This is a genomic window from Rhizobium sp. PL01 (assembly GCF_033447125.1).
Lineage (GTDB): Bacteria > Pseudomonadota > Alphaproteobacteria > Rhizobiales > Rhizobiaceae > Pararhizobium.
Genome location: NZ_JAWQUM010000001.1, coordinates 600,358 through 623,986 on the forward strand (window position 1 = coordinate 600,358; position 23,629 = coordinate 623,986).

19 protein-coding genes and 1 riboswitch are annotated in these 23,629 nt (G+C 59.2%); of the genes, 9 read left to right on the forward strand and 10 right to left on the reverse strand.

What is annotated here, in order from left to right; all coding sequences use genetic code 11:
* The first annotated feature begins 97 nt into the window (after positions 1-97).
* Positions 98-1,510 carry an aminotransferase gene (locus R6X40_RS02800; protein WP_318410760.1) on the forward strand — a complete coding sequence of 471 codons (1,413 nt, stop codon included), beginning with the start codon at positions 98-100 and terminating at the stop codon, positions 1,508-1,510.
* A gap of 94 nt (positions 1,511-1,604) precedes the next feature.
* Here the strand turns inward: R6X40_RS02800 and R6X40_RS02805 are convergent, their stop codons facing one another.
* Together R6X40_RS02805 and R6X40_RS02810 are read right to left on the reverse strand one after the other, a co-directional pair.
* Complete coding sequence (locus tag R6X40_RS02805; protein ID WP_318410761.1) at positions 1,605-2,807, reverse strand: aromatic ring-hydroxylating dioxygenase subunit alpha; 1,203 nt, start codon at positions 2,805-2,807, stop codon at positions 1,605-1,607.
* A gap of 188 nt (positions 2,808-2,995) precedes the next feature.
* On the reverse strand, positions 2,996-3,793 hold the full coding sequence (locus tag R6X40_RS02810; RefSeq protein WP_318410764.1) for a DUF1194 domain-containing protein: 798 nt from the start codon (positions 3,791-3,793) through the stop codon (positions 2,996-2,998).
* A gap of 156 nt (positions 3,794-3,949) precedes the next feature.
* Here R6X40_RS02810 and R6X40_RS02815 point away from each other — a divergent pair, with 156 nt between their 5' ends.
* Both R6X40_RS02815 and R6X40_RS02820 read left to right on the forward strand, forming a co-directional pair.
* Complete coding sequence (locus R6X40_RS02815) at positions 3,950-5,239, forward strand: glucoamylase family protein (protein WP_318410766.1); 1,290 nt, start codon at positions 3,950-3,952, stop codon at positions 5,237-5,239.
* A gap of 36 nt (positions 5,240-5,275) precedes the next feature.
* Entirely contained in the window at positions 5,276-6,133 is an 858-nt protein-coding gene (locus R6X40_RS02820; RefSeq protein WP_318410767.1) for a (2Fe-2S)-binding protein, read from the forward strand.
* A gap of 44 nt (positions 6,134-6,177) precedes the next feature.
* Here the strand turns inward: R6X40_RS02820 and R6X40_RS02825 are convergent, their stop codons facing one another.
* Both R6X40_RS02825 and R6X40_RS02830 read right to left on the reverse strand, forming a co-directional pair.
* Positions 6,178-6,948 carry a CbtA family protein gene (locus R6X40_RS02825; protein ID WP_318410769.1) on the reverse strand — a complete coding sequence of 257 codons (771 nt, stop codon included), beginning with the start codon at positions 6,946-6,948 and terminating at the stop codon, positions 6,178-6,180.
* A gap of 192 nt (positions 6,949-7,140) precedes the next feature.
* The gene (locus tag R6X40_RS02830; protein ID WP_082512317.1) at positions 7,141-7,317 is read right to left on the reverse strand and encodes a CbtB domain-containing protein; all 177 of its coding nucleotides are present in this window, start codon (positions 7,315-7,317) and stop codon (positions 7,141-7,143) included.
* A gap of 47 nt (positions 7,318-7,364) precedes the next feature.
* A riboswitch (cobalamin riboswitch) is annotated at positions 7,365-7,635 on the reverse strand.
* Positions 7,636-7,900: 265 nt separating this feature from the next.
* On the opposite strand from R6X40_RS02830, the gene R6X40_RS02835 reads away from it, so the two are divergent.
* Positions 7,901-9,664 carry an EAL domain-containing protein gene (locus R6X40_RS02835; protein WP_318410774.1) on the forward strand — a complete coding sequence of 588 codons (1,764 nt, stop codon included), beginning with the start codon at positions 7,901-7,903 and terminating at the stop codon, positions 9,662-9,664.
* Between the two features lie 21 nt (positions 9,665-9,685).
* On the opposite strand, the gene R6X40_RS02840 is transcribed toward R6X40_RS02835, so the two are convergent.
* Positions 9,686-10,534, reverse strand: a complete 849-nt coding sequence (locus R6X40_RS02840; RefSeq protein ID WP_318410776.1) for a LysR family transcriptional regulator — start codon at positions 10,532-10,534, stop codon at positions 9,686-9,688.
* A gap of 183 nt (positions 10,535-10,717) precedes the next feature.
* On the opposite strand from R6X40_RS02840, the gene R6X40_RS02845 reads away from it, so the two are divergent.
* The 3 genes from R6X40_RS02845 to R6X40_RS02855 all read left to right on the forward strand — a co-directional run bounded on the left by R6X40_RS02845 (position 10,718) and on the right by R6X40_RS02855 (position 17,058).
* Positions 10,718-13,165 (forward strand): FAD-dependent oxidoreductase, encoded by a 2,448-nt coding sequence (locus R6X40_RS02845; RefSeq protein ID WP_318410778.1) that lies wholly within the window; start codon positions 10,718-10,720, stop codon positions 13,163-13,165.
* Positions 13,162-15,609 carry an FAD-dependent oxidoreductase gene (locus tag R6X40_RS02850; RefSeq protein ID WP_318410780.1) on the forward strand — a complete coding sequence of 816 codons (2,448 nt, stop codon included), beginning with the start codon at positions 13,162-13,164 and terminating at the stop codon, positions 15,607-15,609. The genes R6X40_RS02845 and R6X40_RS02850 overlap by 4 nt, the downstream gene beginning before the upstream one ends.
* A 216-nt stretch (positions 15,610-15,825) precedes the next feature.
* A complete protein-coding gene (locus R6X40_RS02855; protein ID WP_318410781.1) occupies positions 15,826-17,058 on the forward strand; it encodes an aromatic ring-hydroxylating dioxygenase subunit alpha in 1,233 nt (410 codons plus the stop codon).
* Here the strand turns inward: R6X40_RS02855 and R6X40_RS02860 are convergent.
* Positions 17,055-17,501: an Lrp/AsnC family transcriptional regulator gene (locus tag R6X40_RS02860; RefSeq protein ID WP_318410783.1), complete on the reverse strand. Its 447-nt coding sequence runs from the start codon at positions 17,499-17,501 to the stop codon at positions 17,055-17,057. The genes R6X40_RS02855 and R6X40_RS02860 overlap by 4 nt on opposite strands.
* 118 nt (positions 17,502-17,619) lie before the next feature.
* Here R6X40_RS02860 and R6X40_RS02865 point away from each other — a divergent pair, with 118 nt between their 5' ends.
* Entirely contained in the window at positions 17,620-18,177 is a 558-nt protein-coding gene (locus R6X40_RS02865) for a cysteine hydrolase family protein (protein WP_318410784.1), read from the forward strand.
* A gap of 65 nt (positions 18,178-18,242) precedes the next feature.
* Here the strand turns inward: R6X40_RS02865 and R6X40_RS02870 are convergent, their stop codons facing one another.
* On the reverse strand, positions 18,243-18,761 hold the full coding sequence (locus tag R6X40_RS02870; RefSeq protein ID WP_318410786.1) for a hypothetical protein: 519 nt from the start codon (positions 18,759-18,761) through the stop codon (positions 18,243-18,245).
* A gap of 161 nt (positions 18,762-18,922) precedes the next feature.
* On the opposite strand from R6X40_RS02870, the gene R6X40_RS02875 reads away from it, so the two are divergent.
* Positions 18,923-19,423: a ferritin-like domain-containing protein gene (locus R6X40_RS02875; RefSeq protein ID WP_318410788.1), complete on the forward strand. Its 501-nt coding sequence runs from the start codon at positions 18,923-18,925 to the stop codon at positions 19,421-19,423.
* A 43-nt stretch (positions 19,424-19,466) separates the two neighbouring features.
* Here the strand turns inward: R6X40_RS02875 and R6X40_RS02880 are convergent, their stop codons facing one another.
* The 3 genes from R6X40_RS02880 to R6X40_RS02890 form a co-directional block, all read right to left on the reverse strand.
* Positions 19,467-20,579 carry an ABC transporter substrate-binding protein gene (locus R6X40_RS02880; protein WP_318410789.1) on the reverse strand — a complete coding sequence of 371 codons (1,113 nt, stop codon included), beginning with the start codon at positions 20,577-20,579 and terminating at the stop codon, positions 19,467-19,469.
* Positions 20,576-21,238 (reverse strand): siderophore-iron reductase FhuF, encoded by a 663-nt coding sequence (fhuF, locus tag R6X40_RS02885; protein WP_318411296.1) that lies wholly within the window; start codon positions 21,236-21,238, stop codon positions 20,576-20,578. Before fhuF ends, R6X40_RS02880 begins: the two co-directional genes overlap by 4 nt.
* Positions 21,239-21,338: 100 nt before the next feature.
* Positions 21,339-23,519 carry a TonB-dependent siderophore receptor gene (locus R6X40_RS02890; protein WP_318410791.1) on the reverse strand — a complete coding sequence of 727 codons (2,181 nt, stop codon included), beginning with the start codon at positions 23,517-23,519 and terminating at the stop codon, positions 21,339-21,341.
* Positions 23,520-23,629: the final 110 nt, after the last annotated feature.

Sequence of the window (23,629 nt, forward strand, 5' to 3'; positions counted from 1 at the left end):
TATTGATTGAACGGACATTCAAAATAATAGGAATTATTATTTTAATTCAGATGTTTGAATTGAAATAGTACTGTAAAAATACATGTGGAGATGACAGATGGCAGCGAAACGTGAAGATGTGATCGGTTCCCTCGAGACATCGGAAAGCATGGTGGCGCTGGCCAAGGACCATCTCGTTCAGCCCTGGCCGACGGCCGGTGAAATCGGCGCCGAGGCGCGCGGCGGCATTGTCAGCGGCGACGGCATCTATGTTACCGACGGCGAAGGACGCAGACTGATCGATGGTCCTGCCGGCATGTGGTGCGTCAATGCCGGACACCGGCGCAAGGAACTTGCTGACGTGCTCCACCAGCAGGCCATGGACCTTTCCTACAATTCGCCCTGGTACACGATGAACGAGCCGTCGGTCACGCTGTCGGCCCGGCTTGCCGGTCACGCGCCTGGCGATCTCAACCACGTCTTCTATACGACGGGTGGTTCCTCGGCGGTCGAGACGGCGCTGCGCTTCATGCAGTTTGCAAACAATGTGAAGGGACGCCCGGAGAAGAAGCTGATTGTCTCGCGGCAGGGCGGCTATCACGGATCGACTTATCTTTCCGCCTCGCTGAACGGCCGTCCGCGCGATCATGACTGGATGGACAGCGCCAACGAGCAGGTGATCAAGCTTTCCTGCCCCAATCCTTTTCGCCGGCCGGAGGCTATGAGCGAGGCTGAATTCTGCGATACTCTGGTCGAAGAGTTTCGGGCGGTCATCGAGGCAAGGGGGGCTGATTGCATCGGCGCGTTCATTGCCGAGCCGGTGATGGCGTCCGGCGGGGTCATCGTGCCGCCGGATGGTTATCTGCGCCAGATGCGGCAGCTTTGCTCCGACAACGATATCCTGTTCATCGCCGACGAGGTGGTGACGGCTTTCGGGCGGCTTGGGCATGTCTTTGCATCCAAGGATGTCTTCGGTATCGAGCCGGACATGATCACCTTCGCCAAGGGTGTGACCTCCGGCTATTTCCCGCTCGGTGGGGTGATGATCTCGTCGCGCCTGTTCGAAGAGCTGCGCCGCTCCAACCATCCCGATGCGATGTTCGCCCATGGGCTGACCTATTCCAGCCACCCAATTGGTTGTGCCGTTGCGCTGAAGAACCTCGATATTCTGGAGGAGGGCTTGCTCGATCATGCGCGTGCGATTTCTGGCCATTTTCAAGCGAGCCTGAAGACGCTCGAAGACTTACCACTGGTCGGTGAAGTGCGCGGCGTCGGGCTGATGGCCTGTATCGAATGTGTCGCCGACCGCCTGCATAACAATCCGCTGATACTGGATCTCGAAGTTGGGAAGCGCATCGACAAGCATTGCCAGGAGCTTGGGCTTCTGGTGCGGCCGCTGATCAACATGTGCGTGATGTCGCCGCCGCTGATCATCACCGTGCCTCAGATCGACGAGATGACGGCGATCCTGCGCAGCAGCATCCGCCAGACGATGGACGAGCTGGTGCGCGAGGGGCTCTGGCACGGCTGAGGGAAGACACTCTTTTGAGTGTGGCACTCATTCCCCGCCACGCTCAATTTTAAAGGGCCGGTTTTTCCGGCCCTTTCTTTTGTGGTTTATGGTTTTACGGCTTGGTGGATCGAAGCTCGTCATTGATGCCGACCATGTCCCGCTCATCCGGTGCCTTTGGAAGATTCATCACCGGCAAGACCGCCCGCAGGTGGTCGTGGTGGGTGCGCACCCCATATTCCAGATCAGACAGGTAAAACCCGTTGAACGCCTTCGATGTCATGGATTCGTTCGACCAGATGGTCAGCTGAACGTCCTCAGCCTGCGTGTCGCGATCGATGCGGTGGGCGAGGTAGCGGGCGGCACGCTGGTTCCGGGTCTCGTCGCGGTAGCGGTAGATGCCGCCGCGCAGCACGGTTTCGCCGGTCGAGAGCGGGAATTCCTGATAGAACTGCACGGCCTCTGGCGTTACGGCGATCACTGCATTGGCAAAGATGCCGTAGTAGATCCAGGCCTTGCGCAGACGCTCGGGCAGGTGCGCCGCTTCCGGGGCGATCCTGACATAGTTGCGCACACTCCAGCGCCGCCCGGCATGGGGATTGTAGGTGGCGAACGATCGGCAGAGGCCGTTGACGAAGGGTTCGTCATAATAGCTCGAGCCGTAGAGATCCTGCAGTGCCGGGTGGGCCATCGCCACGTGATAGCCTTCGTTGTCGACGTCACGCACCGACTTCCAGTTGACCGGCGAGGCCTGGGTCCAAATGTTGCCTGCAGGCACCATGTCTTCGGTCTTGTATTCTGCAAGTTCGGCGGTGAAGGGTTGCATCAGTTCGGCGACGGAGGGCTGCGGGCCGGGCGCGAAACGGATGAAGACGAATCCCATCCAGACTTCCAGATCGAGCGGGATCAGTCCGAATTCCTGCTTGTCGAGCGGCGGGAAGGAGCGGGGGCGGGCGGCACCGCGCAGCGTCCCGTCGAGATTGTAGACCCAACCGTGGAACGGACAGACAAGCGCGTTGCGGCACGTTCCCCTGTCATCAGCAACCACGCGCGAGCCGCGATGGCGGCAGATGTTGTGGAAGCCGCGCACCACGCCGTCCTGGTCGCGCAGGATCAGGGCGCGCTCGCCGACGACATCCATGGTGATGTAATTTCCGGGTTCCTGCACGTCCGAAACGTGGCAGGCGATCTGCCAGTGCTCGCGGAAAACATGTTGTTTTTCAAGCTCCAGCAGCGCGTCGCTGTGGTAGCACCAGCCGGGCAGGCCGCTCCGGTCCCAGTCATTGGGAACGGTGATGTTGCGGGTCATTTCGTTCATGAATTTCCCCATTATTTGCTGAACGTTCATTCAATATAATCACATTTTCCTATAAATAGGAATAGGTTGCGAAACTGCGGGGAGCGCGAATTTTCTGTTGGTATTGATTTTCCGGCGGCAGGGCAGGCAATGCCTGACGATGCGATGCATTGGCTCATGGTCTGGCCGGTGCCTGCGAGGCGGACGTCCTACTTATCCAGTTCCGGATAGACTCGGTCCAGGAAGCCAGGGCGCAGCTTTTCACCCATCATGCAATCGGATGGCGGAGGGGTTTGCACGGGGATGACGCGTGCTGGCTGCTGGCGGCCGCTGACTTCCATGATCAGCTTCTGGCGAATGGCAACGGCGAAATCTTCCGGCTGGTGGACCGGCAGAACAAAAGAGCCGGGGCCGCCAATGACGCAGTCGGCATAATAGCGATCAAGCGAGCCTTGTGTCCCTGACGGACGGATGAGAATGGCAAGGCCGTTGATGACGATGCCGCTGGCAACGGCTGCGTTGCGCGCCGGATTGACGGGAGGCCCGAGATTGTTCGGCCCATCGCCGGAGATGTCCACCACCCGGCGCATCGCATCGTAAGGGCTGGCTGATATCAGTTTCGATGCGAAGGTGATGGCATTGGAAATCGACGTGCCGCGGCGGGTGAACACCGGCCGGGAGGCAAGATGTTCGGCAAGGTCTGCAGCATCCTTTGCGTCGTCAATCAATTGCCAGCCAATGACAGACGTCTCGTTGACGCTGCCTGCCCATTCGAAATAGCTGACGGCGATACGGCCGTTGAGGCCTGCCGTGACCGCATTGATAAACTCCGGGTGACGCAGGGCCTCGACATAGCCCATGCGCTGCACTTCGGCCTCTTCAATATCCATCGAGCCCGACATGTCGACGGCAAGCACAAGTGCGACATCGATCTGAGCAGTGTCGGCGACCGGCGTTGCAATTGCAGTGCCTGAAATCGTCAGAAACATCGCAAGTGTTGTGAGCATCAGGTCATCCAATCGCCTCTGAGGATCGTATGAAACTAAAATGTAACACAGATCGTAAGTGAGGCGACTGTTCCGGATGCGGATGACTTCAACAATCGGTGATTTGTACCGGCTCTCATTTTTAGTAAACTTTCGATCGACTGGAGTAAGCCTGCAATGCTTCTGAAAAACGAAACCGACACGGTCATTCTCGACCGGTTGCAGCAAGCGGCGTTCGGGTACTTTCTAGAATTCGTCAATCCCGAAAACGGTTTGATTGCTGACACATCGCTGCCCGGCGCGCCGTCGAGTATCGCCGCGACCGGCTTTGGTCTTTCCGCCTATCCAGCCGGCGTCGAGAGAGGGTGGATGAGCCGCGAGGACGCTGCGGCAAGAACGCTTGTCACCCTGCGGTTTTTTGCTGAAAGTCCGCAAAGCCGCAACAAGGATGCCACCGGCTACAAGGGGCTCTACTACCACTTTCTCGACATGAAAACCGGTCTGCGGAGATGGCGTAGCGAGCTTTCGTTGATCGATAGCGCGCTGCTGATCGCCGGTATGATAACGGCGGCGGCTTATTTCAATCAGGACGACGAGGTCGAGACGGAGATCCGCTCTCACGTCGATATGCTCTATGCGCGTGCAAATTGGGCCTGGGCTCTGGACGGCGAGGGGGCCTTGTGGCTCGGGTGGAAACCGCGAACCGGATTTCTGCCGTATCGCTGGGAATCCTATAGCGAGGCGATGATCCTCTACACGCTGGCGCTGGCCTCGCCATCCTATCCGATCGGCAAGGAAAGTTATGACGCCTTTGCCAGCAAGTTCGACTGGATGACGGTGAAGGGCAAGCCGTTCCTTTACGCCGGGCCACTCTTTATCCACTTGTTCTCACATGCGTGGATTGATTTTCGGGGTATCCGCGACGCGGCTGTCGCGGCGCATGATACGGACTATTTCGAAAATACCTGTCGCGCGATTGCTGTCCAGCGCGACTATGCGATCGCCAATCCCGGCGGATTTACCGGCTATGGCGCCGATACATGGGGGCTGACATCGTGCGACGGCCCGCAACGCCCGCGCCGTTTGCAGGACGGACGGCGCCAGCAGTTTGCCGGTTATGCTGCACGCGGTGCGCCGCTCGGGCCGGACGACGGCACGATTGCGCCCTGGGCGCCGCTTGCATGCCTGCCATTCGAGCCTCAGGCTGCGATGTCGGCGACACGGCATATGCTGTCGAGCTATCCCGATGTTATCGACGCAGGACGCTTTCTGGGCAGTTTCAATCCAAGCGTTCCCGGCAAGACGGCGGAGGGGTGGCTTAACAACCGCAGCGTTGGTCTCGACCAAGGGCTGCTGGTGATGATGATCGAAAACCATCGCAGTGGCATTTACTGGAACCTGCTGCGTGAAACGCCGGTTATCCGGCGTGGCCTTAGACGGGCAGGCTTTTCCGGCGGCTGGCTTTAAGGTACACGGGCTGCCAGGAGATAACGGGCGGCCCCTGTGGACGAGAACCGAGATTCAGGCAGTTTTAAAGAGGATGATGGAAGACAGGCAGATGCCGCCATCGCCTGGCAGGCGGAGCATTTTCCGCAGGTCGCTGTGTCTCGGGAACGGGAAGGTGGTGGTTTTCTGCAGGTCACCGAGGCATGGCACGGTGATGGCGATATGGTCGAGTGCCTGCTTGACTATCAGAACCGCTTTGCCACCGGGATGGATGACCGCGTCAAAGGCGCCCATCTCATTTCCTTCTACAGCCACCATCTAAGCATAGCGGCTGCAGCAATTTATTTGCGGACAGGGCTGGTTGCTGACCTGCGCCCGGATCGGCTGACGTTCCGGTTTGAACCTATCGTTCCGCATGACCGCGTTCCACCGGTGGAAATTTGCCCGTCGGGTGTCTGCCGCTTTCATTTTCGCTTCGCAGGCTTTACCCGCATTGACCACTGGGCGGTGCTTTTTCACGATATGTTCGTCGAAAGCTTCATTCCGGTGATCGAGGCGCTGCAGGGCCGGACCGGCCTATCCCCGGTCGCACAGTGGCGGCTGGCTGCTGATGGCATTGCCGGCGCTTTTCTGGAGGTCGGCGCGGCCTTGGGCGAAGAGGAATGCGCAATGACTGCAGCCCTTGCCATCATCAACCGGACGGGCTCGCCACTCTCGTCCGACGTTGTGCGATACACTAGGCTCGACGCCGTTTGCGCTGGCGTTGCGGTCGAGCGTATCTTCCGGCTGCGAAGCGGCTGCTGTCTCAACTATCGAACAGAGGGTGGGGATTTCTGCGATGTCTGCGTGCTTCTCGACGAGGAGACGCAAAAAAGCCGCCTGCGTGCCCATGTCGAGCGCACCGGCGGCTTCTGATCGCCGCTACCGCGCAAGCAGTGCCTGCGCGGTAGAGATAGGGCTCAAGCCGATTTCAGAAACCGGTCGTTCAGGTATCCCGAGATCACACCGAGCACGATCCAGAATGCCAATGTCGTTGCCAAGGCGGCGACCGCGAACTCTGCACCGAGAACAGCCGGAACCGGGCTCGAAATGTCAGACGGCTGCGGCGCGCCGTAGACATGAGGTGCTGCGATCAGGACAAGACCGATGATCTTCGCAAGGATTTCACCGCGCAAGACGATGAGATAAAGGCCGGCGACAGAGAGAGCGATGGTCGCGATCCACCAGATCTGCCGGTCATGAAGATCGGCGGCGGGGAAGCCCGGCAACTCCGGCGGCAGGCCGATGGCGGGCAGAAGGTGAACCGTCAACCAGCCGCAGGCCCCCCAGAGAGCACCGTTGCGCAACGTAATCGGATAGTTGAAGGCAAGGCTGGCACCCGCGAGCAGCAGACCAAAGCCTGCGCCGGCCACGAGATTGGCGAGCAGCGTCCCAGAAAAGCGGCTCATGCCGAACATGATGCCGCCCTCATCTTCGTGCTCCCCCTCATGTGCGTAAGCGGGCGTGATCGGTGAGAGTGCCGACAGCATATCGCCGATCACCGACGACCGGTCGAGCGAGGAGTGCTGCTGGCTTTCTGTGCCAGCCGGCGGTTCGGCTGCTGGTTCCTTGACTTCATATTCCTCGGCATGAAGGATGAGCGGGACCACGCGCAATTCCTGCGCCGCCGTCATGAAGACGCCCGCAATCAATCCAGCCACCAATGCGGCCAGAAGTGTTTTGACAATCATTTGATACCCCCAAGTTCAAGCGGAGCAGATCTATCGTTGGTGCCCAACGCTTGTTGTGTTTCAATTCCCATGCGAAAAAATCGCCCAATGCCGAAGCAGGGGCGCACTTCATCGCCGCGTGATTTCCCGATGAAATCCGCGATCCTTGTTGTCGATGTCGTGCGGAAAGCGCAGGGCCTTCCACAGCCTACATCAATGGCAGGGGAAGCCGTAGGAATGGCGAACGTCGTGTGCGGTGTCATGCAGCACGGCGGAATTGGCAAGGCCGGCACCGAAAACCAGGAAGCCGCCGATCAACAGGGCGAGAATAGCGGTCGTGATGCGGTCGTTGAGAGAAAGCGGAACGCTTGAAACTGTAGTCGTAGCCATGACAACCTCCGTGATGGCGCGTGGGAAATATCCCACCCAATTGGGCACCATGCCCTTCATCAACCGGCAGGTTTCCTGGCTCGCGGCGTCAGGCGCTTTCGCGCCAAGGAGCCTGCCTCACCTTCCCGGGGCAGGGGCACAAGGCCCGTCGCCGCAGTGGCTTCTACCGGATGAACGTACCGGCATGACAAACTCTGACCGCTCTACAGTCGCGGGGTCGGCCGTGATAAAGATGCCCAGAATGGGTCCATCCGTCACGTTCCCATTTACTCCCCGAAAGCACCTCGCTCCCAGAGAACCAATTGATGCAATGATGATTATGCCGCTGCCCCGGTCATGTCAATTCAACGCTGCGACCTCCAGTAGCGCATTGCCGCCTTCGATTTTTGCGTTCCCCGTCGAAATTCGATATGCAAGATGTCGTTAAAAGCGCCTAAGTTGCAGATGGTTTATTTGAAGCAACACTTAATGGTTGATTGTTTTGAAAAATGCTCTTCTCTTCCAATGGAACAATAGTTCTTTAGGAACCTTGGTGTAGAATGCGGCGGCGCTGAAACGCGAAGAATCCTTCATAGAGAAAACCATGAAAGCGGCGAGGTCCGAACAGGAATTCCAGAATATTCTTCGCCGCTTGGGAATTGCGCTTGACGCTTCTCAGATCGGTGTGTGGGAGCACGATACGCAGAAAGACGAAGTCGTCTGGGATCTGCAGATGCACCGGCTCTACGGAACCGGAAAGACGCAAAAGCGCGTCAAGGCGGAGGTATGGATGAACGCGATCCATCCCGATGATTTTGCCCAGGCCCAGGCCGATTTCGACAAGGCGATCGCAGCCAAGGATGTCTATTCCTCGGAATACCGGATCGTTCTGCCCAACGGTGAAATCCGCTACCTTCGGTCTCGCGCCTATTGTTTCGAGGAAAACGACAATATCACCCTCATCGGGGCCGAATGGGATGTCACTGCCGATGTATTGCTCAATCGCGAATTGCGGCGGCAGAAGGCGATTGCCGAAGCGCGCGCGGTTGCTCTTGAAGCGAGCACCGGGCGGATCGAATATGCGGCCGAGCACGATTACCTGACAGGGCTTCCCAATCGCCGGTTTTTCGACCGGCGATTGGGCGAGCTTGCCAGCGATACCGGACTGGAAAAGCTGGCAATCCTGCACATCGGTCTCGACCGGTTCAAGCAGATCAACGATACCGCCGGCCATTCGGCCGGAGACGATGTCTTGAAATCCTGCGCCAAGCGGATTGAAGCAGGCGTGCCGAAGAACTCGTTCATTGCGCGGGTCAGCGGAGATGAATTCGCGGTTCTGATTGCAAATTTTACGTCGCTGGATGATCTCAAAAGCCGGGCAGAGCGGTTGACGCAGCAATTGAAACAATCGGTTTGGCACAATGACGAGGAGTTGCGTACTGGCGGGTCGATCGGGGTCGCCGCTGCCAGCGGCCGCCATATCGCCGGGCTTCTGGCCGAGTCCGATATTGCCCTTCACCGCGCCAAGAAACTCGGCCGGGGGCGGGTTGAGGTGTATTCGGCGCAATTGAAGGCGCAACTCAACAACGAGCAACGGGTCGGCAGGCAATTCGCTCATGGACTGGAGAAGGGTGAATTCATTCCCTACTATCAGGCGCAGATCGATGCCCGCACCCGGCGTGTTGTCGGGATGGAGGCTCTGGCGCGCTGGCGCCATCCGAAGCGCGGACTGATTCTGCCGGGCGAGTTCATCAAGGTTGCGGGTAATCTCGGCCGGCTGGACGATCTCGATTCCGCAATATTGAAAGCAGCGTTGAAAGACCGCCAAAACTGGATAAGGCAAGGCGCGCATGTGCCCCGCATCGCTGTGAACGTATCGGCCGCCCGGTTGTCGGATCCGCTTTTGATTGACGAACTTCAACGTCTCCATGTTCAGCCGGATATGCTGTCATTCGAGTTGCTGGAAACCATTTTTCTCGACGATAGCGAGGATGATGTGTTTTCCAACGTCGCCGGATTGAAGGCCATGGGTATCGATATCGAGATTGATGATTTCGGATCTGGCCACGCGTCGATCATCGGGTTGGTAAAGCTGAAGCCGCGGCGGATGAAGATCGACCGGCAACTGGTTTTTCCGATCACCACGTCCCGTGAGCAGAAACGGCTCTTGCGCTCGATCATCGATATCGCCAAGGCGCTCAATATCGAGGTGATTGCCGAAGGCGTCGAGACGCTGGAGCACGCCAAACTTTTGACGCGCCTCGGATGCGATATCCTGCAGGGGTATGCGATCGCCTATCCCGTTCCGGCCGCCGATATGCTGGCGCGTCTGATGCAGGATCAGGAACTGGATCTGGTCGCGCCTTGATGAGCCAGCCGCTCGTCGTCCCTATTGCCCCAACAGGTCTTGCATGGCACCGATGATGCGGCGGTGCTGGTGTGCGTGGCGTGTGCGGATGCTGGTGGCGGCGTAGACCGTCTGTTGTATCGGCGGTGCGTCCGTGATCGGGAAAGCCGCACCTTCGCCTTCGAGCTGCAAGGCTGTTCTGCTTGTGACGTAGGCAGAACCTCCCAGTGTTTTCAGCAGGTCCGTGATGGCGATGTTCTGTCCCGAGGCCAGCGGGGCGGATGAAAGCTGCGGCAGAGCCAGCCGGTGTGCCCGGTCGAAGGCTGGTGAATAGACGGCCTGGATATATTTTTCCGGCAACAGTTCGCCGACCGTCCGCGCCGTGGTGCCGACCAGGGTGTAGGTCATTTCACCGATACGCTCATAGTGAAGGTCCGGCAGATAATGCGGCGTGTAGAGGATGGCGAGATCGAGATCGCCAGCGGCGAGATCACGGTTCATCTGGTTGGAATAATCGGCTTCCATATAGATCGACGTTGTCGGTAAGTCGGCGCGAACGGCCGACAGCCATTTTCCGGCAAAGGCTTCGGCCAGATCGTGCTGGATGCCCAGCCGCATGGAACGCTCGTAGGTCCCAGCATTTTCAACCGCCCGCGTTGCCTCGTGCCACTGATGCTGCAGCGCCTTGGCGTGATCGAGGAACCGTAGGCCGGATGCTGTCGGCGCCGTGCCGCCCTTGTTGCGGGTGAAGAGCTTGCGGTCGAACTGGGCTTCCAGCGCCTTGACGCGGTGGGAGACGGTGGATTGCGTGATGTTCAATCGCTCGGCCGTCCGGTTGAAACTGCGGGTTTCCATCAGGTCGAGGAAGGTTTCGATGAGGTCGATCTGCATGGTGTGGCTAGCTTTTCTGCATTGAAACCCCTCCCCAACCCTCCCCTTTGTGGGGAGGGTTGGGGAGGGGACTTGTTTCTGAATTTGCAATCTAATCGAATTCTTCGATCAATAAAGCGAATTCCATCTGCTTGATGAACGTGTGCTTCGTTGCGAAAACTGGTCCCAAACAAGGGAACAGACATGTCGAATTTGCCGTCTTATGCGCGCGTCGTGATCATCGGGGGAGGTGCGGTCGGCGCGTCTGCGCTTTACCATCTGGCCAAGGCCGGATGGACGGACTGCGTGCTTCTCGAAAAAAACGAGCTGACGGCCGGTTCCACATGGCATGCGGCGGGCAACGTGCCGACATTCTCGTCGTCCTGGTCGATCATGAACATGCAGCGCTATTCGGCTTCGCTCTATCGCGAGCTGGGCGATCTCGTCGATTATCCGATGAACTATCATGTCACCGGTTCGATCCGGCTCGGCCATTCGAAGGAGCGGTTGCAGGAGTTCAAGCGCGTTGTCGGCATGGGCCGCTATCAGGGCATGGACCTCGATATCCTATCGCCCGACCAGATCAAGTCGAGATATCCGTTCGTCGAGACGCATGATCTGACCGGCGCTCTCTACGATCCCTATGACGGCGATATCGATCCGGCCCAGTTGACGCAGGCGCTGGCCAAGGGCGCGCGCGATCTGGGCGCGAAGATTTTCCGTTTCTGTCCCGCCACCGGCGCGCGCCGGGAAAACGATGAATGGGTGATTTCCACGCCACAGGGCGATATCCGCTGTGAGAAGGTGGTCAACGCCGCCGGTTATTACGCCCGCGAAGTCGGCAAATGGTTCGGCCGCGATGTTCCGATGATGGTGATGAGCCATCAATACATGCTGTTTGAGGAAATCCCCGAACTTGCGGCGTGGTCGAAGGAAGCCGGGCACAAGCTGCCGCTGCTGCGTGATGTCGACAGCTCCTATTACTTGCGGCAGGAAAAGACCGGGATGAACCTCGGACCCTACGAGAAGAACTGCAAGGCGCACTGGATCACCACGGACGATCCGATGCCGGAGGATTTTTCCTTCCAGCTTTTCCCTGACGATCTCGAGCGGCTGGAATGGTATCTGAACGATGCTGTCGAGCGCGTGCCGATCCTCGGTACCGCCGGACTGTCGCGGATGATCAACGGGCCCATTCCCTACGCGCCGGATGGCAACCCGCTGATCGGGCCGATGCCGGGTGTGCCGAATGCGTTCGAGGCTTGCGTCTTCACCTTCGGCATCTGCCAGGCCGGCGGTGCCGGCAAGGTGCTCGCGGAATGGGTGACCGAGGGGCAGACTGAGTGGGACATGTGGTCCTGTGATCCGCGCCGCTTCACCAGCTTTATCGATCAGGATTATTGCATCGCCAAGGGCACGGAAATCTATGGGCATGAATATGCCATGCATTTTCCGAAACACGCCTGGCCTGCCGGCCGCAACAAGAAGCTGTCGCCGATCCACGACCGCATCGCGGCCCTAGGCGCGCAGTTCAAGCCCTACAACGGCTGGGAGCGGGCCAACTGGTACGCCAAGCCGGGCGACGACCTCTCCGAGGAATCGACGCAGACATGGAACCGGGCAGGGCCATGGCAGAAGCGGATCGAGGAGGAATGCCTTGCGGTCACCAATGCCGCCGGTATTCTCGATCTTCCGGGCTTCTCGCGGTTCCGCCTGAAGGGCGAGGGCGCCCGTGATTGGCTGCTCGGCCTCACCACCGGTAAGGTTCCGAAGCCGGGCCGTATCGGTCTTGCCTATTTCTCCGATGACAAGGGCCGCATCGTCACCGAAATGTCGGCCATGGCGCTGGAGGAGGATTTCTTCTTCCTGATCACGGCAGCAACGGCGCAGTGGCATGATTTCGAATGGCTGAAAAAGCATCTGCCGAAAGATGCCGCCTTTACGCTGGACGACGTCACCGAAAGCTTCAGCTGCCAGATTTTGTCCGGTCCCAAGTCACGCGATATTCTCGCTGACGTCTGCGAGGCCGACCTGACCAAGGGGTGGCTGATGCATCAGTCGGTGCAGATTGCCGGGCTCTGGTGTCAGCTGGTGCGGGTGTCCTTTGCCGGTGAACTTGGCTGGGAGATTCACACCAAGATCGATGATACCGCTGCGATCTTCGACACTGTCTGGGCGGCGGGCCAGAAGCACGGCCTGAAACCCTTTGGTATGGAGGCGCTGGACAGTCTTCGCATCGAGAAGGGCTATCGCGCCTGGAAGGGTGATCTTTCGACCGACTATACCATCCTGCAGGGTGGGCTTGAGCGTTTCGTCGATTGGGCCAAGCCCGACTTCAAGGGCAAGACGGCGCTGGAGCGCGAAAAGCAGCAGGGTGTCACTAAGCGGTTTGTGACGCTGGTTGTCGATGCAGGAGATTGCGACGCGCCCTACATGTCGACGCTGTGGCATGGTGGCAAGGTGGTCGGCGAAACGACATCCGGAAACTGGGGCTACCGGATCGGCAAGTCCGTGGCGCTCGGGATGCTGCGGGCCGATCTGGCGGTACAGGGAACCGAAGTCGAGGTCGAGATTTATGGCGACCGCTTCAAAGCCGTCGTGCAGGCTGACGAGCCGCTGTTTGATCCCAAGAATGAAAGACTGCGCGCATGAGCAAGGCTATCCCCAAAAAGGCGCGCGCGGTCATTATCGGTGGCGGCGTCTCCGGCTGTTCGGTCGCCTACCATCTGGCGAAACTCGGCTGGACCGATGTCGTTCTTCTGGAGCGCAAGCAACTGACCTCGGGCACCACCTGGCATGCAGCCGGTCTGATCGGCCAGCTGCGCGCCAGCCAAAACATGACCCGGCTCGCTAAATATTCGGCCGATCTCTACACCAAGCTGGAGGCTGAAACCGGCATCGGTACGGGCATGCGCCAATGCGGCTCGATCACGGTCGCGCTGACGGAGGAGCGTAAGCAGGAAATCTACCGGCAGGCCTCGCTCGCCCGCGCCTTCGATGTCGATGTGCGCGAGATTTCGCCGGATGAAGTCAAGGCGATGTATCCGCATCTGAACATCTCGGATGTTACCGCCGCCGTGCACCTGCCGCTCGATGGCCAGTGCGATCCGGCCAATATTGCCATGGCGCTCGCTAAAGGCGCACGTCAGAACGGCGCGACCATTCTCGAAGGCGTCAAGGTGACGGCAGTCCACAAGAAGGATGGCCGGGTTTCGGGCGTCACTTGCGAGCAGAACGGCGAAACGTTCACCATCGAGACCGACAATGTCGTCAATGCGGCCGGCATGTGGGGCAGGGAACTCGGCAATATGTCGGGTGTCACAGTGCCGCTGCATGCCTGCGAGCATTTCTATATCGTCACCGAACCGGTCGCCGGGCTGCAGCGTCTGCCTGTTCTGCGCGTGCCGGACGAATGCACCTATTACAAGGAGGATGCCGGCAAAATGCTGATCGGCGCCTTCGAACTGAAAGCCAAGCCCTGGGGCATGGACGGGATCAGCGAAGATTTCTGCTTCGACCAGTTGCCGGAGGATTTCGATCACTTCGCGCCGATCCTTGAAAAGGCCGTTAGCCGTATGCCGATGCTGGAAACGGCAGGGATCCACACCTTCTTCAATGGTCCGGAAAGCTTTACGCCCGACGACCGATATTATCTCGGCGAAGCGCCGGAGCTGAAGGGGTACTGGGTTGCTGCCGGTTACAATTCCATCGGCATCGTCTCTTCCGGTGGCGCGGGCATGGCGTTGGCGCAATGGATGAACGATGGCGAGCCGCCGTTCGATCTCTGGGAAGTCGATATCCGCCGGGCGCAGCCGTTTCAGAAGAACCGCACCTATCTGAAGGAGCGCGTCACTGAGACGCTCGGTCTGCTCTACGCCGACCATTTCCCCTATCGCCAGATGGCAACCGCACGCGGTGTTCGCCGCACGCCCTTGCACGAACATCTGAAGGCACTTGGGGCCGTGTTCGGCGAAGTCGCGGGCTGGGAGCGGGCCAACTGGTTTGCCAAGCCCGGTCAGGAGCGGGAGTATAAATACAGCTGGAAACGGCAGAACTGGTTCGAAAACCAGCGTGACGAACATCTGTCGATCCGAAATGGCGTTGGCTTGATCGACATGACCTCGTTCGGCAAGATCCGCGTCGAGGGCCGCGATGCGCTTTCCTTTCTGCAGAAGCTCTGTGCCAACCAGCTGGATGTCGCCACCAACCGCATCGTCTACACGCAGATGCTGAATGCCCGCGGCGGTATCGAGAGCGATCTGACGGTCACCCGTCTCTCGGAAATCGCCTTCCTGCTGATCGTTCCCGGTGCCACCTTGCAGCGCGATCTTGCGTGGTTGCGAAAGCATCTTGCCGACGAGTTCGTCGTCATCACGGATATCACCGCATCTGAATCGGTGCTTTGCGTCATGGGCCCGAAGGCGCGTGACCTGATGCAAAAGGTCAGCCCCAACGACTTCTCCAATGCCGCCCATCCTTTCGGCACGGCCCGCGAAATCGAAATCGGCATGGGCCTCGCTCGCGCCCACCGCGTTACCTATGTCGGCGAACTCGGCTGGGAACTGTATGTCTCCACCGACCAGACGGCGCATGTGTTCGAGACGCTGGAAGCGGCGGGGACGGATATCGGCCTGAAGCTTTGCGGTATCCATACGCTCGACAGCTGCCGCATCGAAAAAGCCTTCCGCCATTTCGGCCACGACATCACCGACGAAGACCATGTGCTCGAAGCGGGGCTTGGTTTTGCGGTCAAGCCGGGCAAGGGCGATTTCATCGGCCGGGATGCCGTGTTGAGAAAGCAGGACAAAGGCTTGTCACGCCGGCTGGTGCAGTTCCGGCTCACCGATCCGGAGCCGCTGCTGTTTCACAACGAAGCTGTGGTCCGTGACGGCAGGATCGTCGGCACGATCACCTCCGGCAATTACGGCCACCATCTCGGCGGCGCGATCGGGCTTGGTTATGTGCCTTGCAAGGGCGAGAGCGAGGCGGATGTGCTGGGCTCGAGTTACGAAATCGAGATTGCCGGGACGCGGGTGAAGGCGGAGGCCTCGCTTGCGCCGATGTATGATCCGAAGTCGGAGCGGGTGCGGGTTTAGGCGAGGTTCCCTCTTCTCCCCTGCGGGGAGAAGTGCCGAGCGCATGCGAGGCGATGAGGGGGCGGTTCGGCAGATGTCGAATATGCCGCTCCCCTCATCCGACCCTTCGGGTCACCTTCTCCCTGTAGGGGAGAAAAGGGAGCCTTACCGCTTCCACACACTGAATGCGCGCGCCGGAACGCGGTTTTTCCGGATGTTTTCAAGGAGATGAAAGCCATGCTCGCGCCAGAATCAAAGATAGCGGACAAGCCCCTCGACCGCATCGACCAGCTCGTCGCCGAGCATAGGCCCGGCCATGGTCTGACCCGGCCTTTCTACCGGGACGCGGATATCTATGAGCGTGATCTCGAGCGCGTCTTCCGCCGTCACTGGCACTGCGTCGCGCATGAAAGCGTCATCCCGAAACCGAACGATTTCGAGGTCTTTCGCATGGCGTCCGAGCAGGTGATTTTGACGCGCCATGCGGATGGTTCTGTTCACGCCATCCTCAATGTCTGCCGCCATCGCGGTGCCGAGGTCTGCACCAAGGACAAGGGCAATGCCCGCGTGTTCGTCTGTCCCTATCATGCCTGGACCTATGGCAATGATGGATCTTTGCGGGCCGCCCGGTTGATGCCGAAGGATTTCAAGCGTGAGGACCATGGGCTGAAGAAGCTGCATGTCCGCGTCGTCGAAGGACTGGTCTTTATCTCGTTTGCAGAAAATCCGCTGGATTTCACCGAAGTCGAAAATCTTCTGCATGCCACCTGCGGCCAGTATGGCTGGGGACAGGCGAAGGTGGCCCACCGGCAGAGCTATCCGGTCGATGCCAACTGGAAGCTGGCGGTCGAAAACTATGTCGAGTGCTATCACTGCGGTCCGGCGCATCCGGAATATTCGCAGACCCACGCGCTGGAACAGCCACTGCACATGATCGAGGCGCTGAACGCGGCGATGGAAGAGCGCACCTGCGCGCTCGGCATCCAGGTCGGCTCCGGCGATCACTGGCAGACGTCGGAAAATGGCAAGGAAACCATCCATGCGTTCCGCTATGCGCTTTATGATGGCGTCAAGACCGGCAGCCAGGACGGTTCGCCTCTGGCGCCGCTGATGGGCCGCTTCACCGAGTTCGATGGTGGCGTGACCTCCGTCCACCTCGGCGGCACGTCCTTCCTCGTCTGCTATCCCGACCATGGCATGATCTACCGCTTCATTCCGAAGGGGCCGGAAGCCTGCGAGATGGAATTGATCTGGCTGGTCAACGGCGAGGCGCAGGAGGGCGTCGACTACGATCTCGAGAAGCTGAAATGGCTCTGGACCGTCACCACCGACGAGGACAAGTCGATCATCGAACACACCTCGCGCGGCGTCCGTTCGCATTATTTTGTGCCCGGCCCGATCGCACCGATGGAGCAGAACGAGCTGCGTTACATCAATTGGTATCTCGACGAGATCAGCCGGGCGAACTAGCCGCCCCGGCGGTCGAAATGGGTGCGCAACGCGACATGGGTCTGCACGGTCGCAACACCCGGGATCGTGGCGATCTGCCTTCGGATCGTGTCGAGATCGCCATTAGTTCCGCACTCGACCAGGAGCATGAGATCGGTGGCGCCAGCCAGTGACCAGCAGCTGACGACCTGCGGGATGCCGGAAATATGCGGCACCACATGGTCGCAATTCTTGCCTTGCTGGAAACTGACGGCGACGAGCGCGCGGACGCCGGGATCATGGGTCTCGGCGCCGAGCCGGATCGTATAACCGGCGATCACATTTCTGCTTTCCAGCCGGCGCAACCGCTCATGCACAGCACTGCGCGACAAGCCGCTGCGCTTGGCGAGCGCCACAAGGCTTTGGCGGGAATCGCTCCGCAGGGCCGCGACCAGCAGGCGGTCTTTTTCATCCAGGTCGATCATTTGCTTGCCTCTTGCGCAACACACCGGACAAACAGCCGGTTCTCCGCCGTCTTGCTCAGTGAAACCGGATGAAATGGCAACTAGTTTCCACTTGCAACAGGCAAGGAGACACTGTCCGATGAAACTTTCCGATAAAACGGCGTTGATACCGGTGGATATGCAGCAGGCATTCGATCATGCGCCATGGCCGAAGCGCTGGAATGACAAGGTCGATGCCAACGGCCTTTCGCTTCTCTCGGCCTGGCGCGGGGCAGGCCGGCCGATCGTTCACGTCCGGCACGATAGCGTCGAAGAGGGATCAACGCTTGGTCCCGGCAATCCGGGCAATGCCTTTCGTCCCGGTTTCGAACCGCAAAATGGCGAGCCACTGGTCACCAAGAGCGTCAACGCTGCCTTTATCGGCACGGATCTCGACCTGCGCTTGCGCCGCGCCGGGATCGATACGATCGTCGTCTTCGGGATCTCGACGGACATGTGCGTTTCGACAACGGTGCGGGTCGGTTCCAACATGGGCTATAAGGTCATTCTCGTGGAGGACGCCTGCGACTGCTTTGATCTTGCCGACAGCGATGGCGTGCAGATCGCCGCCGCCGATATCCATCGCGCCCATGTGGCAACGCTTCGCGCGGATTTTGCGGAGGTTGTGACAACGGCGGGGATCGTCAGCAGGATCTGACGATGGACGGAACGGCTGTCTCGAAAGATCGCCGCTCCCTCTTGGCTTGCCAGCAGCCGGTGTCCTTAAGGCATCCGGCCGCGAACTTCGGTCACTTTGTAGGACCATTTCGGTGCCGCCGGTTCGACGCCGTAGGGGTTTGGGAAAGTGAAGAAGGTTTCGAATGCCTGGCTCTGTCCCGCCGGAATGCGCGCCAGGATGAGGGCAGCATCTTGGCCCACAGTCTTGCACTGGTCGTTCGGGCAGTCTTCCAGCGTCACGGAAAGCCGGAAATATTCGAGATTGAACCCGCTCTTGTTTAAGACCGTGCCGGTCGCGCGATAGCTCGTATCCGGCCGGTTGCGCGCAAAGGTCATGCCTTCGAGGGCGATGTCCTGCGGCGTCAAGGTTGGTTGGATTTGTTGTGTTTCCGGATCGGCGATGCTGGTGGACTTGCCGTCGTTGATCCAGATGACAAAAGCAGAGATCAATCCTGCTGCGACCATCAGGCTGAGCACCGGTTCGGCAAAATGCCGGAAGCGCGACGAGCGCATGGCGAAATATACGATCAAAAGGCCTGCAATCGCAGGGAAAATCCAGATCATCAAAGTCCTCCGGTCTTCTATATAGGCGGGCTGGTGCCGGGAGGGAAGCACTCTGCGGGACGATGCGGCGAAAGTCTGGGGATGGGGGAACAAAGCCGATGTTCACTCGTTTCCTGCTCGTCGCCCCCGACATGTTTCAATTGCGGAAAAGGAAGAGACCAATGGCCGAGAAAGCCCTGGAAGACCTGTTCTATGACATGCTCAAGGATGTCTACTACGCCGAACGCAAGATCCTGAAAACCCTGCCTAAAATGGCCAAGGGCGCGCAGAGCCCAAAGCTCAAGGCCGCCTTCGAAAAACATCATCAGGAAACCGAAGGCCAGATCGAGCGCCTGCAGCAGGTGTTTGAAATTTTTGGCAAGCGTGCCGTCGGAAAGACCTGCCCCGCCATCGACGGGATTGTTGAGGAAGGCGAAGAAATTCTCGAGGAATTCAAGGGTTCGCCAGCGCTCGATGCCGGCCTTTTGGCAACGGCACAGGCTGTCGAACATTACGAAATGGCCCGCTACGGCACGTTGAAGACCTGGGCCGGAATGCTTGGCCTGAAGGATGCAGTCAAGCTGTTGGATGAGACCCTGCAGCAGGAAGGTGCGACCGATCACGCGCTGACTGCGCTGGCCGAAGCTTCGGTCAATGCAACAGCGATGAAAAAGGCTGCGTGATCAAAAACACAAAAAAATGGCCGGATTTTCATCCGGCCATTTTCTATTTCAAGCTGACCCAGTAGGCCCCGCGGAACGGAACGGCGGCAAACCGCGCGTTGATTTCCTTCAGACTCTGATCGGGATCGATATCGGCAAACATCTCCGGCCTTAGCCAGTGGGCAAAGGCTTCTGCGGCCAGAATATTCAGCGGCACCGCGTTGAAGAAATTCCACAATCCATGTACCCGGCCGTTCTGGACGCCCGAGAGGTTTGCCAGAACCGGGTTTTTCACGGCCTCGCCAAGCGTCCTTCGGGCCTCGTCGGAGGCAACGCCGGGACCGACGGAAAAGGCGCTGTAGGTACCGCCTGGCGAGGCGGTGGCGATGTAGACGTCCGGGTCGGCTTGGATCAGGTATTCGCTGCTGACGATGCCACCTTGGCGCGGCAGGTTCTTGTCGGCAATGTTGCGGCTGCCGGTGATGCCGATGAATTCGCCAAGGCCGCCGGTGCCATAGGCAAAGCAGCAGCGATCTGGATTGGGGAAAGCATCCATCAGCACGGTCGGACCGGGCTCGGGATTGGCGGCGACCCGGTCGGTGATACGCTTCAGATGTTCCTCGTAGAAATCGGCAAAGGCGTTTGCCTGTTCTTCCCGTTCAAAAATCTTGCCGAGCAGGCGCATGTTCTGCGGCGTGTTTTTCAACGGATCGCTGTTGAAATCGACGACGAAAACCGGAACGCCGGTGCTTTCCAGATACTCGATCGCCCGCTTGCCGAGTTCCGTATCGGCCTGCCAGTTGGCCATGACGGCAAGATCGGCCTTCAAGGACAGGATGGTCTCGAACGAGAGGCCGTCACCGGTGCCATCACCAATGATCGGCACATCCGCGAGGGCCGGGAATTTTTCGACGAAATCCTTGTAGATTTCCGGATTGTCGCCCTTCATGTCACCGGACCAGCCGGCAAGCAGGCTCACCGGGTCTGGATGGATCAACGACAGCGCGACCAGATTGAAGCCGCTACCGAGCAGGATGGCTTTGGGCCTTTCCCTGATCGTCACCTGGCGGCCAATCCCGTCGGTCAAGGTCAACGGCCAGCGCTCCCCGGCACTGGACACAGAGGTAAAGGCCAGAAACAGGCCGAGTGTCAAAAGAAGGAGGCGTTTCACAATCATCGCTTTCTTTGGGCGGGAAGGGCGCAGAGTTCGCCGCAGCTCGGAATGCCGGGCAGAAGATAGCGCAGGCAACAGACCTTGCGGCGGCAAACGGTTTGTTCGCCATCCACCTCGTGACGCAAACTGCCGAGGAAGGGATTTGGCGAGCCATCGGGCAGGTGCGTTTCCGAAAAAAGCGACCGTGACGCCCAGGCATCGCTTGCGCGTTCCCGCTCCGTGGCATTGAAGGCGTAGTTGATGTAAACGGCCGCATTGTTCCAGGCGAGCTTCGGTGCAATGCCCGCCTGTGCCTTCAGTTGCGCGACAATCTCGGCAAGGTGCTGGCTGATCAATGGCGTGACGAATGCGAGAAGATTGTCATTCTCTCCTTCGCTCCAGTCGCCTTCGCTGTTCAGGCCAAGCGCACGCGGAAGCCCGTCCTCGGCAAGTGCGATGGTCATGTTCCGCATGCTGACCGGCAGGGCGTGATCGGCGCGGCGCGCAACGATGTAGGGGATCGTCAGCATCGAGAAATAATAGAGCGACCACATCGAGGCGACGGCACGGCGATCTGTTCCCCCATGGGCCGCCGCATAGGTGTCGAGTGCCGCGGCAAAACCGCCCGAGCCGAAGAACTCCGGCAGCGGAACGCCACCCTCCAACTCGGACGACAGCATCATCTTCTCGCCGCACCACGCATGCTCACCGGCAAACACCGCCTTCAGGCCGGATGGCCTGAAGGCTGTGTTTGTGTCGTGGTTGGCGGAAAGGCTCAACGGATCACCAGCTGTATTTCAGCGAGCCGATGACAGCCCGGCCCTGGTCGCGGTAGCAGAAACCCGCCGAGCAGACATCTTCGCGTTTGTCGAAGAGGTTGGTGGCATTGACCTGCAGGCGCAGGCCTTCGTACTTTTTGTCGATGGCGGCGAAATCATAGTGGGCGGAGGCGTCGAACAGGACGCGCGCCGAATTGCGCGTCGTATTCTGGTCGTTGCCATAGCTTTCGCCGAGAAACCGCGCACCTGCTCCGAAGCCAAGACCTGCACCGAAGCCGTCTTCCGGCAATGTGTAGTCGGCCCAAAGCGATGCCATATGGCGCGGGATCGAGGAGACGGAGTTGCCGACGGTATCTGCCGGGCCTTCGGTGATCTTAATGTCCGTGTACGTATAAGCGGCAACCAGTGAGATGCCATTGTCGAGGCTGGTATTCGCCTCAAGCTCGAAGCCACGCGAGCGTACCTTGCCGCGCTGAACCTGGATATTTGCAGGCCCCGTCGGCAGGTTCACGACTTCGTAGTAGAGGCTGTTCTCCTGGTCAATATTGAACAGAGCGGCCGTGATCATCGTGTTGCTGTTGGGCAGCAGATATTTGACACCGATCTCCTGCTGCTTGCTCTCGGTCGGCTTGAACGGCTGGTTGGTTTCCCTGTTCAGGCCTGCATTGGGCGAGAAGGCCGTGGAATAGCTGATATAGGGGGCAAGGCCAAAATCGGTTTCATAGGTAAGTCCGATACGACCGGAGAATTCCTTGTCTTTCTGGGATACGGTGTTCGTGGCCTTGGTGGTCAGATCGATCGTGTCGGTGTCGGTCGAAACCCAGTCGTAACGAGCGCCTGCCGTCAGCGTCCATGCGTCGTAACGGATCTGATCCTGCAGGTATGTGCCGAGCTGCCATTGGTCCTGATCGACACGGCTGGTGAAAGCGATCGGATCTGTCGGGCGGCCCTTCGTGGGGTTGCTGATGTCGAGCGGTGGCGTGGCGCCATCGCCATTCAGGGAGCGGAAGCGCAGCTTCGAATAATCGATGCCAGCCAGGAGCGTGTGTTCAATCGGACCGGTGTCGAACTTGGCTTCCATCTGGTTGTCGATGACGATGGAGGTCAGGCGCTCGTCGAATGAGCCGGCGCTACTGTCGAGCAATGTCGGATCGATTTCATTCGGGGCATAAGCGAAGGCCCAGTCGGCATCGGTGTTCAGCGTCGAGACGCGGACGTTCTGGCGGAAGGTGAAGACATCGTTCAACCGATGTTCGAACTCATAACCGAGGCGCGCCTGCGTCTGGACGGAATCGTTGAAGTCCGGGTTGCCGGCGAAAATGTCGGTGACCTTGCCGGTCGGATCATTGTAATAGGCGGCGGTACCGCCGGTCTTGCTGCGGGAATACTCGCCGAGAATGGTCAGTTTGGTGTCTTCATCCGGCTTCCAAGTGAAGGCGGGGGCGATATAGGCGCGGTCATCCGGCACACCGACCTGTTCGGTATCGGCGCTCCGCAGTAGGCCGGTCATGCGGTAGTAGAGCGGATCGGTGTCGTTGATCGGGCCGGAAAAATCGAACTGGCCCTGATAGCGGTTGTCGGAGCCGTATTGCAGCTGCAATTCCCGCAGCGGCTCTTCGGTCGGCCGCTTGGTGATCAGGTTGAAGAGCCCGCCAGCGCCGGATGCACCGTAGAGTGCCGATGACGGGCCGCGGAGAATGGAGACCCCTTCAAGGCCGTAGGGCTCGGTTTTGAACACTGACGAACTGGCGCCCGGCTGACGCAGGTTATCGCGGAACACGCCGTTATAGGTGACGTCGAAGCCGCGGACCGTGAAACTGTCGAAGCGCGGATCAAAGCCGTAGCCGCCGACGCGCGCACCGGGCGTGTAGGCGACGGTATCGAGCAGGGTCTGCGGATTGCGGTCTTTGAGTTGTTGTTCGGTGATAGAGGAAATGGATTGCGGCGTCTGCAGAAAAGGCGTGTCGATCTTGGCACCGGTGGCGCTGCTTGTGCCGACATAGCCGTCAGCCGTGATAACACCGCCGCTACCGCCGGTGACAGTCAGGGTCTCGAGGGTTGTTGCACCATCAGCCGTCGTTGTCGCCGCGTCTTGCGCAAAAGCTGTCAGTGACAATGCGAACAGCGAAGTGCCTGCAAGGGCGAGACGGACAGTCGACCGGGTGACGCAACGAAGTCTGGGCATATCAAGCACTTTCTGGATAGACGGGTATTAATAAGGTGACCCGTTCTATCAAGATTCATTTCACAAGAAAGTGAAATGCATGACTATTATACTCATGTTTATGGCGGCGT

Bases quoted from the DNA above. Each gene is read 5' to 3' on its own strand.
- R6X40_RS02845 (WP_318410778.1), top strand. From the start codon at position 10,718: ATGTCGAATTTGCCGTCTTATGCGCGCGTCGTGATCATCGGGGGAGGT.
- R6X40_RS02805 (WP_318410761.1), bottom strand. From the start codon at position 2,807: ATGAACGAAATGACCCGCAACATCACCGTTCCCAATGACTGGGACCGG.
- R6X40_RS02800 (WP_318410760.1), top strand. From the start codon at position 98: ATGGCAGCGAAACGTGAAGATGTGATCGGTTCCCTCGAGACATCGGAA.
- R6X40_RS02840 (WP_318410776.1), bottom strand. From the start codon at position 10,534: ATGCAGATCGACCTCATCGAAACCTTCCTCGACCTGATGGAAACCCGC.
- R6X40_RS02880 (WP_318410789.1), bottom strand. From the start codon at position 20,579: ATGATTGTGAAACGCCTCCTTCTTTTGACACTCGGCCTGTTTCTGGCC.
- R6X40_RS02830 (WP_082512317.1), bottom strand. From the start codon at position 7,317: ATGGCTACGACTACAGTTTCAAGCGTTCCGCTTTCTCTCAACGACCGC.
- R6X40_RS02825 (WP_318410769.1), bottom strand. From the start codon at position 6,948: ATGATTGTCAAAACACTTCTGGCCGCATTGGTGGCTGGATTGATTGCG.
- fhuF (WP_318411296.1), bottom strand. From the start codon at position 21,238: ATGATGCTGTCGTCCGAGTTGGAGGGTGGCGTTCCGCTGCCGGAGTTC.
- R6X40_RS02835 (WP_318410774.1), top strand. From the start codon at position 7,901: ATGAAAGCGGCGAGGTCCGAACAGGAATTCCAGAATATTCTTCGCCGC.
- R6X40_RS02850 (WP_318410780.1), top strand. From the start codon at position 13,162: ATGAGCAAGGCTATCCCCAAAAAGGCGCGCGCGGTCATTATCGGTGGC.
- R6X40_RS02860 (WP_318410783.1), bottom strand. From the start codon at position 17,501: ATGATCGACCTGGATGAAAAAGACCGCCTGCTGGTCGCGGCCCTGCGG.
- R6X40_RS02855 (WP_318410781.1), top strand. From the start codon at position 15,826: ATGCTCGCGCCAGAATCAAAGATAGCGGACAAGCCCCTCGACCGCATC.
- R6X40_RS02815 (WP_318410766.1), top strand. From the start codon at position 3,950: ATGCTTCTGAAAAACGAAACCGACACGGTCATTCTCGACCGGTTGCAG.
- R6X40_RS02875 (WP_318410788.1), top strand. From the start codon at position 18,923: ATGGCCGAGAAAGCCCTGGAAGACCTGTTCTATGACATGCTCAAGGAT.
- R6X40_RS02865 (WP_318410784.1), top strand. From the start codon at position 17,620: ATGAAACTTTCCGATAAAACGGCGTTGATACCGGTGGATATGCAGCAG.
- R6X40_RS02870 (WP_318410786.1), bottom strand. From the start codon at position 18,761: ATGATCTGGATTTTCCCTGCGATTGCAGGCCTTTTGATCGTATATTTC.
- R6X40_RS02810 (WP_318410764.1), bottom strand. From the start codon at position 3,793: ATGCTCACAACACTTGCGATGTTTCTGACGATTTCAGGCACTGCAATT.
- R6X40_RS02890 (WP_318410791.1), bottom strand. From the start codon at position 23,519: ATGCCCAGACTTCGTTGCGTCACCCGGTCGACTGTCCGTCTCGCCCTT.